Origin of the sequence: Halomonas sp. AOP13-D3-9, from assembly GCF_052379125.1 — a bacterium.
Lineage (GTDB): Bacteria > Pseudomonadota > Gammaproteobacteria > Pseudomonadales > Halomonadaceae > Vreelandella.
Window position 1 is genome coordinate 12,406 of sequence record NZ_JBQSYH010000029.1, and the last position, 13,613, is coordinate 26,018.

13 protein-coding genes are annotated in these 13,613 nt (G+C 54.1%); 2 read left to right on the top strand and 11 right to left on the bottom strand.

Annotated elements, in window-relative coordinates:
• The first annotated feature begins 80 nt into the window (after window positions 1-80).
• A complete protein-coding gene (locus tag ACT3UM_RS23255) occupies window positions 81-863 on the top strand; it encodes an AraC family transcriptional regulator (protein ID WP_498902381.1) in 783 nt (260 codons plus the stop codon).
• A gap of 23 nt (window positions 864-886) precedes the next feature.
• On the opposite strand, the gene ACT3UM_RS23260 is transcribed toward ACT3UM_RS23255, so the two are convergent.
• From ACT3UM_RS23260 to ACT3UM_RS23270, 3 genes are all read right to left on the bottom strand, one after another.
• Window positions 887-1,681, bottom strand: coding sequence for a PhzF family phenazine biosynthesis protein (locus ACT3UM_RS23260; protein WP_498902382.1), 795 nt, complete (start codon window positions 1,679-1,681; stop codon window positions 887-889).
• Window positions 1,682-1,748: 67 nt separating this feature from the next.
• On the bottom strand, window positions 1,749-2,747 hold the full coding sequence (locus tag ACT3UM_RS23265) for a virulence RhuM family protein/type II toxin-antitoxin system death-on-curing family toxin (protein WP_498902383.1): 999 nt from the start codon (window positions 2,745-2,747) through the stop codon (window positions 1,749-1,751).
• A gap of 210 nt (window positions 2,748-2,957) precedes the next feature.
• On the bottom strand, window positions 2,958-3,347 hold the full coding sequence (locus ACT3UM_RS23270) for a LysR substrate-binding domain-containing protein (RefSeq protein WP_498902384.1): 390 nt from the start codon (window positions 3,345-3,347) through the stop codon (window positions 2,958-2,960).
• Between the two features lie 11 nt (window positions 3,348-3,358).
• Between ACT3UM_RS23270 and ACT3UM_RS23275 the strand changes: the two genes are divergently transcribed.
• Window positions 3,359-3,598, top strand: a complete 240-nt coding sequence (locus tag ACT3UM_RS23275) for an NAD(P)H-dependent oxidoreductase (protein ID WP_498902385.1) — start codon at window positions 3,359-3,361, stop codon at window positions 3,596-3,598.
• 182 nt (window positions 3,599-3,780) lie between these two features.
• On the opposite strand, the gene ACT3UM_RS23280 is transcribed toward ACT3UM_RS23275, so the two are convergent.
• The 8 genes from ACT3UM_RS23280 to ACT3UM_RS23315 form a co-directional block, all read right to left on the bottom strand.
• Complete coding sequence (locus ACT3UM_RS23280; RefSeq protein ID WP_498902386.1) at window positions 3,781-6,210, bottom strand: pyrroloquinoline quinone-dependent dehydrogenase; 2,430 nt, start codon at window positions 6,208-6,210, stop codon at window positions 3,781-3,783.
• Window positions 6,211-7,022: 812 nt separating this feature from the next.
• Window positions 7,023-7,709, bottom strand: a complete 687-nt coding sequence (locus ACT3UM_RS23285) for a TetR/AcrR family transcriptional regulator (RefSeq protein WP_498902387.1) — start codon at window positions 7,707-7,709, stop codon at window positions 7,023-7,025.
• Between the two features lie 25 nt (window positions 7,710-7,734).
• On the bottom strand, window positions 7,735-9,333 hold the full coding sequence (gene ggt, locus ACT3UM_RS23290) for a gamma-glutamyltransferase (RefSeq protein ID WP_498902388.1): 1,599 nt from the start codon (window positions 9,331-9,333) through the stop codon (window positions 7,735-7,737).
• 24 nt (window positions 9,334-9,357) lie between these two features.
• Window positions 9,358-10,638, bottom strand: a complete 1,281-nt coding sequence (locus tag ACT3UM_RS23295; protein WP_498902389.1) for a TRAP transporter large permease — start codon at window positions 10,636-10,638, stop codon at window positions 9,358-9,360.
• A 4-nt stretch (window positions 10,639-10,642) separates the two neighbouring features.
• A complete protein-coding gene (locus ACT3UM_RS23300; RefSeq protein ID WP_498902390.1) occupies window positions 10,643-11,146 on the bottom strand; it encodes a TRAP transporter small permease in 504 nt (167 codons plus the stop codon).
• 84 nt (window positions 11,147-11,230) lie between these two features.
• On the bottom strand, window positions 11,231-12,241 hold the full coding sequence (locus tag ACT3UM_RS23305) for a TRAP transporter substrate-binding protein (protein ID WP_498902391.1): 1,011 nt from the start codon (window positions 12,239-12,241) through the stop codon (window positions 11,231-11,233).
• A 642-nt stretch (window positions 12,242-12,883) separates the two neighbouring features.
• Window positions 12,884-13,300, bottom strand: a complete 417-nt coding sequence (locus ACT3UM_RS23310; RefSeq protein WP_022519783.1) for a type II toxin-antitoxin system VapC family toxin — start codon at window positions 13,298-13,300, stop codon at window positions 12,884-12,886.
• Window positions 13,297-13,551: a FitA-like ribbon-helix-helix domain-containing protein gene (locus ACT3UM_RS23315; protein WP_022519784.1), complete on the bottom strand. Its 255-nt coding sequence runs from the start codon at window positions 13,549-13,551 to the stop codon at window positions 13,297-13,299. Before ACT3UM_RS23315 ends, ACT3UM_RS23310 begins: the two co-directional genes overlap by 4 nt.
• Window positions 13,552-13,613: the final 62 nt, after the last annotated feature.

The following is a 13,613-nucleotide window of genomic DNA, read 5'->3' on the forward strand; positions in this document are numbered from 1 at the left end:
GAGAAACAATATTCCGGTGAGGGCTGGCCGACATTCGCCATTTGGACAATAATCATTGTGTTTCGGCCAAGTTGACGCCAATGCTCAATACACCCCTGTCAGACGTAGACGATGTAGCACGGCCCCTGGTAGCCATCGGCACTGACTACCGCCCTGGCACACTGCTCGACTTTCATACTCATCGCCGCGCCCAGTTTCTGTATGGGATGACAGGTCTTATGGAAGTCGACACGGATGACGGCACCTGGATGGTGCCCCCGTTCAGCGGCGTCTGGCTGCCTGCGGGCAAGCGCCACCAGGTGCGTATGAACGGGGTTAGCACACGAAGCCTGTATATCGAGCCCTACGTTTCACCACGCGCTTCGCCCAACTGCGAGGTGCTGGTCGTGATGCCTCTCCTGCATCACTTACTGCTGGCTTCCGTCCACATCCCCGCGCTCTATAACGAAAACGGCCGCGACGGTGCCCTGGCTAAACTACTCCTATACGAACTGGAACAGGCTCAGGCCTTGCCTCTATTTGCGCCCCTGCCCCAAGATCTTCTACTCGCCCGCCTGTGCAGAGAGTTTCTTGTCCATCCAAGCATTCACACTCTTCCGGAGGAGTGGGCGCGGCAGTTACATTGCAGTCAGCGCACCTTCAATCGCCTGTTCCGTCAGCAGACTGGACTCTCCTTTGGCGTATGGCGCCAGCAGGCCTGCCTGATGGCGGCAATTCCCAGACTGCTGGCCGGCAGTTCCGTTACTCGAACCGCGCTGGAACTGGGCTACGACAGCCCAGCCGCTTTCTCCAGCATGTTTCGCAAAGTACTCGGTCAATCCCCGACGGCCTTCGTCCAATCGGCTAGCCGCCAAAAGGAATAACTGCCCCAACATACCTAGCTTTTTCAGTTACTCTTCGGCAAGGTGATAACCCCTTTCAGATAAGGCGCCACGCGGCCTTTGATAATCACGCGCTCGCCTTCCACGGTGCAGCCAAGCGCGCCTTTACGGGCACCGCCCTGGCTTGCGGTTAGCGTTTGCTTGCCTAAGCGTATCGCCCAATAAGGTGCAAGCGACGTATGGGCCGAGCCTGTCACCGGGTCTTCTTCTACGCCCACTTTGGGGCCAAACCAGCGGGAAACAATGTCCACCTCATCGCCTTTAGCGGTGACTACCACACCCCGCCCCGGCAGCTGTTTAAGCTGTTGCATATCCGGCGCTAATGCCTCAATCAATCGCGCATCCTTAACCACCACCACGATATCGTCAGAGATCAGCAGTTCCTCAATGTCGATGCCGCCAAACGCCGCCGCTACCTCAGCGTGCATTGCCAAGGGTTCTAGCGTTTTTGCGGGAAAGTCCATCGCCAGCTCATCGCCCTCACGCTTTACTGATAACTGCCCACTGCGAGTTTGGAATTGCAGGGTTACTGCGCTATCGCCTAGCGCATTAGAAATTACCCACGCCGCCGCCAGCGTGGCATGGCCACACAAATCCACTTCCACTGAAGGGGTAAACCAGCGCAGGTGATAGCCGGATTCAGTGGGCACAAAAAAGGCCGTTTCAGACAGGTTATTTTCCGTGGCAATGGCCTGTAACAGCGCATCATCCAGCCACGCTTCCAGCGGGCAAACCGCCGCGGGATTGCCTTCAAAGGGCTTAGAGGCAAACGCATCTACTTGGTAAAGATCAATGTTCATCACAGATAGCCTTTTCTCACTTCAGAGGTCACTTCGGGGGCGGCTCTAAACACATCAACTGCCAAAATCAATCTTCCTTCAGCAGTATAAAATGCTCAATCAACCGTATCATTAACGTTTTCTGATCAGGCAAGCTTTCAGCCACTAACAGCGCTAATGCTACAAGCGTATTGTCGTTGATCAGTTGCTCCACGGGCCGGTCCAGTAGGGCTGCGTTGCGGCGCAGGTACCATAGAAACAGAAACGAACCACAACGCTTATTTCCATCGGCAAGAGGGTGATTCTTGATCACAAAATAAAGCAGGTGCGCAGATCGGGTGGCCACATTGGGGTAAAACAGTTCATCGCCAAAGCCCTGCTCAATAGTGGCCAAGGCTGATGTCAAACCGTCGCCCCGCACCTGCCCAAACAGCTCGGTTGCCTCGCCTTTGGCGATTAAGGTTTGCTTTAACTCACCAATGGCTCTCAAGGCTTCTTCCAATTCCAGCGAGTGCATACCAGGCTGCTTAATACTTAGCTCGGTTAATTGCTGCTCATCGTAGCCCTGCAGCAAGCTCCAGGAACGTGCGTAATCGCTAATCACACGCGCTACGGCCTCGCCTTCCGAGGATACCAAGCCTTGATTGGTCAAGGTTCGGCTGAGCAGTGTTAACGCCTGTTCGAACTCTATACCACGCTCGGATAAGCGTCGCTGATTCAGAGTATAGCCTTGAACTAAGTGGTCTTTTAGCACCTGAGTAGCCCACTTACGGAACTGGGTAGCCCGCTTTGAACTGACCCGATAACCCACCGAAATAATCGCATCCAGATTGTAGTGCTTTATGCGACGTCGAACCTGTCGCTTGCCCTCTTGGCGAACTACTAAGAAATCCTTAGTAGTTGCCTGCTCACCCAGTTCCTCGTCTTTAAAAATATTCTGCAAGTGCATGAGAACGTTTTCGGATGTGGTAGCGAACAAGCTCCCCATCTGCGCTTGGCTCAACCAAACGGTCTCCTGCTCCAGCGTCACCTCTAGGTGTGCTTGCCCATCTTCGGTGGTGAATATCTGTATTTGCTGGTTATTCATCAGTGTTGCCTCCAGGTTTACATCAAGTCTTATGCATCCCTAAAGCAAGCATCACTTAATGCAGCAACATTCACCTTTGCATACCAGAGCAAATACTCAAGCGCGCTTATCATTAGAGATTAAGTAAACCTTAGCATAAAAACTGTTCATTTATACAGCTTAAAATCTCAATATCCCATGCCATTAACCGTTGCCCCTTAAAGGATTGTATTAAGAGTGCAAACGCCGCCTGAGGTCATCCAGCAACCACTGGCCAGCCTTCCCGAGGGGTTGATTGCGCGCATGCGCGGCATAAATCGTTAGCCCTTCATCAGGCGTTGGATCGTTCTCAATATGAAGCGGAACCAGGCTTCCCGCAGATATCAGCTCGGCTACAAGATGTTCAGGCATACGGCACCACCCGAAACCGCCAAGCAAAAAGTCAAGACGTCGAGCCAGATCCACAAAGCGCCAACATCTCGCACTTGAAACCCCAAAGTTTGCACCGCCGGGATCAATGGGGTCGGACAGAACGAGCTGAACATGGGGCTCCAGATCGATTGGCGTTGCTGTTCGTCCGAGCTTAGCCAGCGGATGCCCAGGGGCTACCACCGCCTGCATCCGCACAACTTGTGACGGGCAGGAAGGCAACGGTACTGATTGCATCAGGCGGAGTCTATACCGAAGGCTACCCCATTCAGGATCGCGATATCGCCTCCCAGTACCTTCGCCTAATACTCAACGTGATCGGCATTAGTGACGTAACGTTGGTGGCTGGGGGCGGGGCAAAGGCGGTCGATTTAGGCGAGGAAACCATGCAAGGCTATGTGGAAAAACTCGGTGGGCAGCTTGAACAGGCAGCGAAAGCCTAGGCCTGACGTTTTATCGACGTAGGTCGCCCGCTTCTTATTCACGCCTTCTGTTAGTGCTGGCTGTTACAGCCAGCTCGGCATACTGGCGAGCGAGTGAGTCGTACAACCCTGCAGCCTAGCGAATGAGCCTCCCAGTCTTATAGCTGAGCCAGTCGAATACTGGCTCAGCCAAGACAGCGATCTTAGTTCCCGTCTTCCGGTAGCGCGTAGGCAATTACATAATCGCCTATCGGTGTTTCCATGAAGTGATGCCCGCCGGCCCCGATGACTACGTATTGGCGACCATCCGCCTCATAGGTTATGGGGTTGGCCTGCCCACCGGCCGGCAGCACATCTTTCCAAAGCACCTCACCGGTTTCCGTGTCGATGGCACGAATCAGATCGTCGGTGGCGGCAGCGATGAATATCAGACCGCTGGCCGTCAACAGAGGACCACCGTTGTTGGGTGTGCCGATCTTGAAAGGCATATATGAAGGTATGCCGAAGGGGCCATTCTTGCGTGCCGTGCCCAATGGCTCGTCCCAGAGCGTTTCCCCGGTCGCCAGATCAATGGCCCGAATGCCACCATAGGGAGGCGCGGTACATGGCATGCCGGTGACCGGAGCTCGCCAGCCGGCATTGACGTCGATTGCATAAGGAGAACCCACTTGCGGATCGCCGGCACCTTCAGCGGCCCCCTGAGTCTCGCTATCGGTGTTGTCACCTCCTGCATAGATGGGTCGAAGATTACGTTCCTCGGCTTCTTCACGGGGGATGAGACGGTTGAAGTTGGGAATGTCATTGTAATTAGCAATGATGATGCCGCGCTCTGCGTCTACCGCTGCACTGCCCCAGTCGTTGCCGCCATTGTAGCCGGGGTACTGAATGAAGCGCTGATCCACGGTCGGCGGCGTGTACATGCCTTTATAGGAGGCTCGGCGGAATTGAATACGACACCACAACTGGTCGATGGGCGTCATCCCCCACATGTCCTTCTCTTCTAGATTCGGAAAAGCGAGGGAGTGATAGCCTGAGCTAGGCTGTGTCGTGGAAAGGTTATCGGGCTCGACTCCACCGGTAGGCGCCTCGACCTCTTCCACAGGGAATAGCGATTCGCCGGTTTCACGGTTGAGCACGTAAATGTCGCCCTGTTTGGAGGGCAGAATAATCGCCGGCACCGTGCTGCCGTCATCTCGTGGGAAATCGACCAGGGTCGGTTGCGAACCGAGATCATAGTCCCAGACATCGTAATGGACGGTCTGGAAGTGCCAGGCCGGCTCTCCAGTATTGACATCCAGGGCGACGAGGGAAGTCGAGAATTCGTTTTCTTCCTCGCTGCGGTTTCCGCCCCAGTAGTCGACCGATGAGTTGCCCATCGGCAGGTAGACGTAACCCAACGCCTCATCGGAGGAAGCAGTGGTCCACATGTTGGGTGTGCCTCGGGTATAGGTCTCGCCCTCGGGTGGCAGCCCATCCAGATTGGGCTTGCCCATATCCCAGGCCCACTCCAATTCGCCGGTAACGGCATCATAGCCGCGAATCACGCCGGATGGCGCATCCTCCGCTTGTCCGTCCTTGACCTGGGCACCGGTCACCAGGACGCCCTGGACGACGACCGGTGGCGCGGTGACGGAGTACCAACCGGGAACCTTCTCGCCGATGCCTGCCCATAGATCTACCGTACCGCCGTCACCAAACTCCTGGCACAGCTCGCCCGTTTGCGCATCGACGGCAATCAATCGGGCGTCCAACGTCCCCTCGATGATGCGGGTTGCACAGAGCTCGTCATCTGCGGCATCCGGGACTTCGTAATAGGTCACACCGCGGCAGCTGGCGCTATAGGGAATGGCACCTGGATCGACCTGGGGATCATGGCGCCACTGCTCCTCGCCGGTCCGTGCATCGAGGGAGACCATGATGTTCATGGCCGAGCAGAGATACAGATTGTCACCAACCTTGAGCGGTGTAGTTTCAGGCGCGTATTTGCCCTCCCCTTCTTCCGGCATATCGCCAGTTCGATAGGTCCAGGCAACCTCCAAATGGCTGACATTGTCGGGCGTGATTTCATCCAGCGGCGAATGACGTGAGGCGCCGCTCTCTCGTCCCCAGGCGGGCCAATCGCCGGGCGCTGGGTCATCGCTGGGCTGCGGTGTCGCCGAGAAGGTCGGTGTCTGGGCCTCGCTTGAGGTGGGCTCCTCTGGGCCTTCGGTTTCACCCTCGGTATTCTGGGCAACGGCATGCGTCGCCAGTGACAGGCTGACGGCATAGGCCAGCACTCGCAGTGACGTGAACATGGCAGCGCTCCTCATATTGTGGCTTGGCGGCGTTTGAGAGTGGGCAGGAGCGCCAAGACGATGACACCCAGGACGATGTAACCGAATACCCGGGGCAGCAGCTCCCATGGCGACAAGCCAACCTCCCATAAAGCCCAAATCAGCGTGCCTAACAGGACCAGGAAATAGACCCAGACTCCCGTGAGCGAATCTCTGGCCATTAGGCCACCCGAAATGATCAGCCCCAGCCCGGCAATGAGGTAATACCAGGAGCCTCCCAGCGTCACCAGCCAGAGCCCCCCGGCTGCAAGAATCAGGCCGAGGATAACCAGAATGATGGCGAACACGAGCAGAAACCAACCGCCCACACCCCGAGATGCTTTATCGGTAGCCAAACCAAGTACCTCCGTTGTTCGTGGTTTACTGCTATCAAGAGCGCTTGGCAAACCCACTAACAATGCCTTTATAAAATCAAGCGCCGTCTTACTTAATCAAAGTAGACATTCTCGACCCTGTAAAGGGTCGCTTGACATAATTTATGTGTTGAAGCCTGCTATTCTCTTCTTCCAAATCACTATGAAAAGATCGTTATTTATTTATAAATATCATTCAGATCATCTTCGCCTTTGCTGCATTCTCAGTCGGCAGGAATAACCAAAAAGAGCGCTGCCAACAGTGATTGATGGCAGCGCTCCGGAGCATTCTCGAATACATTCAAAACATCGGGTATTCAAACATTAGCTATTCCGCCCCCCACTGCGGCTATCCTTGCCTCCTTCCTGGCCGGATTCAGAGGCTTTGTTAGGGTCGTCTTGTCATAATCGAGAAAAGCGAAGAGGGCGTACGGGCGAATAATATCGATTCTGTTTTCCGCCGGCGCCGACCCTCCCATAACCGGTAGCAACAGGGTCCCACCATCCAGTTCGCAAACCGCTCCCATCCAAATCTCATCAACGTTGATTAATGTGATTACCAAAGCAAGCCTCCAGCCTCACATTTAACACAACCATTGAGGGCAAACGGTTACCCTGCTACCAAAGTGCTTTTACGTCGAATTGATGGCCCCCGTAGTCAATATCACAATCCGGGGCAAGCTACAGGCTTTTCTTGCACGCCTAGCTAGCAACAAGCCAAGAAAAACCTTCAAGCGGAACATATGCTTATGTTATCGCTCATTTAATCATCTGGGGCTTAACGCATAGATAGGAAAGTATTACCTCGACCGCATGGGCACGCCGCTCAGCCAACCAATCCGGGTCAGCCAGATCCTGCTCGAAGATGATCGATAGCGTGTCGCGTTGATTGATGTGAATGATGGATAGCGAAAGAATCGAAATGTAGAGCTGGGTAGGGTCTACAGCCGAGCGAAATACCCCTGCCTCCTCCCCTCGCTTTAGGGTATCCCTGATCATGCCTACGAGCGGCGTCGTTTGCTGGACGACTTTGCTCGATTTGCGCAGCATGCGCCCACCCAGCAAGTTCTCATTGCGCACCAAGCTGGTGAACTCGGGATGCTCGGCCATATGATCGAAGGTGAATTCGACCAGCGCGCGCATACCTGCAACGGGCTCGAGATAGCTTAGATTGAGTGCCTGCTCCTTGGCGCGCAACTCCTCATAGACTCGTTCGAGAACAGTCAGGTAAAGACCTTCCTTGTCATCGAAATAGTGATACACCATGCGCACATTACAATCGGCTGCACGCACGATACGCTCCATGCGAGCGCCATCGTAGCCACGTTCGCAAAACTCTTGAGTCGCCGCTTGAAGCAGGCGCTCGCGTGTTTCATGACCATTACGGCGGGGTTTTTCCCGGGTGCGGGCACTCACTTTTACATCGGGCGTATCGCTTTTTGTCATGTATACATCCTTGTTCCTATCGGTGCTAGAGCCCTAACGCGATGCCATCGCTGCGGGGGTCATGGGCCGCGTAAAAGCCTTTCGTCGGGTCGATCACGACCGCGCCCGGGTGGCCAGCCAAGGCGCTCTGTGCGGGTAGCGGGCTCACCTGATGACCACGCCGGGTCAATTCAGTGAAGACAGCCTCTCCCGCATCCTGCTCCAGTTTTAACGTGTCACGGCCATCGGAAAAGGTTCGCCCCAGTAGAAAGCGCGGTGCTTTCAGCGCACTGAGCGGATCCATGCCATAGTCTATCAAGCGCGTCAGCACGGCAGCGAGGGTTTGCGGTTGTCCATCAGCGCCTTGCGTACCATAAAGTAAACGCGGCTTTCCACCGACACGATACATCCCCGGGTTAAGGGTATGGAAAGGGCGCTTTCCGGGGGCAAGCACATTCGGATGAGCAGGATCAAGACTGAACGCGGCACCACGGTTATGCCACAAAATCCCCGTATCACCGACACTAACCCCGCTGCCCCAGTCGTAATAAATCGTCTGCAGCATGGAGACGGCATTACCGAAACGATCAGCAGCCGCCAGATACACCGTATCACCATGCTGGTAAGCAAAAGGCCAATCCAATGCTTTCCCCGCCTCCACTTTTGCCGCTTCAGCATCAAGATGGGCAGGCGATAGCAACCTTTCACAAGGTACCGACGCGAAGTCGGGATCAGCCAGGTAGCTATTACGATCGAGGAAAGCACGCTTTACCGCCTCCACCAGCAGGTGGTAATAATCGGCGCTGCCTTCTTTGATCCTGGAGAGGTCAAAACGCGCCAGGATACCCATTATCTCCAGTGTCGTCATGCCTTGGGTTGGGGGGCGATGGGCCAGCAGCTCGCCACCCCGATAGGGCACCGACAGCGGCGTTTCTATTCGTGCTCGGGTAGCCGCCAGATCAGCGCCTGTGAGGGGAGACCCCGCCGCTGCCAGCCCAGCGGCGATTTTCGCCCCCAACTGCCCTTCATAAAAATCACGGTAGCCGTGGGTCGCAATGGACTGCAGTGAAGCGGCCAGCTGTGGCTGGTACAGTTTTTCACCCTCATGGGGAATCTTCCCGCCTGACATAAAGTGCTCTCGCACGCCGGGCATCATCGCCATGTCATCGCGACGAAAATCAAGCCAGAAGCGCTGCGATGGCGTCACTGGAAAACCCTCTCTCGCTAGCTGTATCGCTGGTTCAATGAGCGCTGCCCAGCCCATTTGGCCACCACAGTTCTGGCGGGAAATCTTATGCGCCTGCCCCCAGGTATCGACCGTGGCAGCCGTCGTTAACATGGAACCAGGCCCTCTCGCAGGCAATTGGCCAGACAGTTCCAACTTAGCCTGTGGCGCCTGGCCAATGCCTGACAGGGTTTGCACACCACCGTTTGCATCCGCAATGATCATGAAGGCATCGCCGCCAAGACCGGTAAAGTGCGGGCAAGTCACTGACAGACAGGCCCCCATGGTGATCGCAGCCTCAACCGCATTTCCACCTTTACGAAGTACCTCAAGACCCGCTTCTGTTGCCAGAGTATGTGGACTGGTTACAACCCCCTCATGGGAATGCGCCAGCGCTGATGAAGTTATACTAGAAGCCATTGCTACCATCCTTATTCTGGCTGTTTAGCTGCTATACACCATATTGGGTAGCCACATACTGATCGCGGGAATATAGGTCAGCAGTATCAAGGCAAACAGCGCAATGCCAATAAAGGGCAAGGCACCACGAACCGCCTGGACGTAATCGACTCCGCTGATAGTGCCCGCCACAAACAGGTTGAGGCCAAATGGCGGCGTAAACATGCCAATCGCCCCATTCACCGTCAACACTGCCCCCAGATGGACAGGATCAATACCAACACGGATGCCAACCGTGTAAAACAGGGGGGCGAGAATCACCATAATGGAAGAAGCATCGAGGAACATGCCGGCAATCAGTACCGTCACATTGATCAGCAGGAAGATATGGTACGGATTGTCGGATAACGACAGGATAGCGTTGGCCAACATCGCGGCTAACCCATTACTGGTAAGAAACCACGCCAGCACCGAGGCAGCCGCGAGAATAATCATTACCTGGGCCGTTGTGGTCGCCGCGTCAATCATGCTTTGAAATAACTCTGCAAAGCTCTTCTCACGATAAATCAGGGCTGAGACCAGCAGTGCATATATCACTGATACAGCGGCGGCTTCAGTGGGCGTAAAGATACCCAGGTAAATCCCACCCAAGACAACGAGAGGCACCCCTAACCCCCACGAAGCATCTTTGAATCCCAGCAGCACTTCACCCCAGCTAGGCGGCTTCATAGGGGTGACACCATCCTTCTTGGCGCGGTACCAACAGTAAGGCAACAAACAGGCGGCGTATAATAAACCGGCGCCGACCCCTGCCATGAATAGCGCACCCACTGATACCCCGGTGACAGCCGCGTAGACGATCATCACTACCGAAGGAGGAATGATAATGCCCAATGACCCGGCAGACACCAGCACACCAATCGAAAATTGACCGGAATATCCCTCCTTGCGCATGGCCGGATAAAGCAATGAGCCCACCGACACCACCGTGGCCGGGCTCGATCCGGAAATAGCACCAAAAAACATACTTGCTGATACCGCCGTCATCCCCATCCCACCGGTAAAGCGTCCTACCAACAAGTTGGCCAAGCGGATAATACGCTGCGATAACCCACCCGCACTCATCAAACTACCGGTGAGAATAAAAAAGGGAATGGCCATCAATGGAAACTTATCCAATCCGGCAAACAAGCGCTCAGCCACGATGGTCAACGGAATATGGCTAAAGCTTCCCATCGCCACCGCGACAGAACCTGCCAACGCAATAAAGATGGGCGTTCCCACTAACATCAACACAGCTAATAGAACCAGGAATGTTATAACCATGTTGTTATCCAATTTGATCAAGGTGGGCAGAGGCTTGCTCTCGACCAAGCAACGTCCGGAAGAAATGCTGGGTAAAGCGAATGCCCATCAAGAGAGCGCCTACTGGAATGGCCAACTGAACGATCCACATAGGCGCTTGTAGAGCAGAACTCACCTGACCAAACCGATGGGTTTGCTCGGTTAACTGGATACCGTAAAACACCAGGAAGAGGCAGAAAGCGATGGAAACCGCATGAACGAGCAACTCAATCCATTTCGCCAAAAGTGGAGGGCTAAACCTGAGCAGAATATCGATGCCAATATGGATCCCTTGCCGCGCAGCGACACTCGCGCCAAGCAGCACCATCCATACAATTTGGTAACGGACCAACTCTTCCGCCCATGAAAAACCATCGTTGAACACATAGCGTGCAATAACGTTAGCGAAAAGAATAAAAGAGGCAGATAAAATCAGCAGGCCAATCAAAACCTCCTCGGCACGCGATATTAGGCGATCAAGTATGCGCATAGCGGACTCCATCAGCGATGAAAACAAAGGGGAAGGAAAGGGCTATCGGGATCACCGATCAGCCCTTTAATGGGTTACGCGCTACTATTCGGCATCAGCAATAGCTTGCTGGAATTCCGCCATTAGATCCGCGCCAATTTCATTGGCAAACTCATCGTGCACCGACGCTGTCGACTCTCTGAAAGCCGTCAGTTGTGCATCATCCAGTGTGCTCACGTTAGTGCCACTGGCTTCGATAGTGGCAATGTAGCCCGTTTCACGGCGGGCGGTTTCTTCGCGCTGGAATGCGGTGGTTTCACGTGCGGCGTCCGTCAATAGCGCCTGATTCTCAGGGCTTAAGCTATCGAACCAACGCTGGCTAAACAGAAATGCATAGGCTAGATAAGCGTGGTTGCTGATGACCACATCCGACTGCACTTCATAAAATTTCATTTGTGTAATCGATACCAACGGATTTTCCTGGCAGTCGACAATGCGTTGTTGCAGCGCGTTGTAAGTTTCGCCGAAGGCAATCGGCACTGGGTTAGCGCCCATCGCTTTAAACTGTTCCATGATGATAGGGCTTTGCATCACACGAACCTTTTGGCCTGCGAAATCTTCGGGGCCATTAACGGGTTGGTCACAGGTAAATTGCTTGAAACCACTCTCCCAGAAAGTAACCCCCTTCAGACCCACCTGTTCCACAGTCGCCAATAGGTCATCACCGGCCTGCCCATCGAGAACGGTATGGGCGATTTCGGGAGAAGGGAACAAGAAAGGCAGGTCGACGATCTGCATAGCAGGAACGAAGCCCGATAGCTTAGCAGTCGGAATAATCGCAGCTTCCACAGCCCCCATCTGCAACTGTTGGGTGACTTCGACATCATCACCGAGTGTGTTATTGGGGAAAATTTCTACTGAAATCTCACCGCCGCTACGCTCAGCCACCATGTCCCTGAAGCGCTCAGCAGCTAGGTGCTGTGCGCTATCTTCAGGCAAATCATGATGGAACTTGATATGGATATCGGCACTCGCCATGCCGGTGTGTACCAAGGTGCCCAACGCGAAACTACAAGCGAGAGCCTTCAGCTTCATGTTCTTAAATTGCTTTTTCATGGTGTGATCCTTGCCATTGCGCCCATTCAGAAAACACTCTTCATGGAGCGAATTAAGTAACTATTTACTTACTTAAAGAAACAGCAATTATCGTGCCACCTTAAAAAATGAGAGATTCTGCGGGTTGTTGAGCTTGTCACTCAGGAAATCCGCACCAACTCAGTGCTAAAGGGCTCAATATGGTGCGAATTTATTCGGGGGCCTGATGCCACCCATCAAGCCAGCGTCGTGCATCTAAGTGACTTTGATTTACCGCTCGTTCAGCACTGTGGTGGCATGGCAAAGACACCGTTGTGAGCGCACAGTCTGAATCGCTTTGAAGCTATCGTCCTCTTAGTTAATTCTTGGCAGGATCAGACCGGCAGCTCTTTGCCGCCCGGCAGTTTTTGAACAGCTTTTGCATCGAGGGCTTGGGGGTCGAACAGAGCGCGCTACTTGAAGGCTTTGAGGCAGCGCGCAGTTACTCCGTTAAAAAGACGGCCAGTGGTGCTATTCCCAAATATACATGAGCCGACTGCATCATCTATTCAGATCATCTTATGAGCCGAATAAGGTTTATATTCGGCTCATGGGCTAGTCGGAGGGTATGTTGGGGTAAGAAGAATTTGTTAAGCAATTAAAGTGCCCGGCAGACCGCACCAGTTAGGCTTCAAAAGGGTTAATGACGTCCACATTGGCCGCCTCAAAAGGAGCCATATCTCGGGAGGCGACTTGATAGCCTTGTGATACGGCAATAGCAGCAATGTAGCCATCCGGCACAGGAAAACCACGCCCGGCGGTTCTGGCTGTCACGGCTAGCTCTGCATACTTGCGAGCGGCGTCAACGTCAAAGGACAAAATCCGCCCTCTGAACAACTCCACAAGGCCGCCCAAGGTCTCGCTCAACATGTCCTTGCGCTTCCCGTTGGGCAGCGCCGCAATACCAAATAACAACTCTGCAAGTGTGACACTAGACAGGTATAACGTTTCAGCCGACTGCTCATTAAGCCAAGCTCTGACGGCTGGATCAGGCTCGGGTTTCATCGCCTCGGAAACGACATTGGTATCCAGAACGATCATTCAAACCTCATCGGTTCAGCAGGCGTCTTGTCACGCACCTTTTCAAAGACCGCAACGTCTTCATTGGTCAACCCGATCTTGCGACCCAAATCAGCCAGGGCATCGCCCATTTTGAGGCGACTTTCTGGCCGTGTGATCTCTTCCAGAATGGCCCGCACCTCAGCCTCGGCGCTGCGGTGATTCTGCTTGGCTCGCGCTTTTAGTGCATTGTGTACTTCGTCAGGAATGCTTCTAATAGTCATCATGCCCATAGCCCAAACTCCTATTGCATGTGGTAAGCGCAGCTGCGCTCCAACTGCATTCAATATAGTAT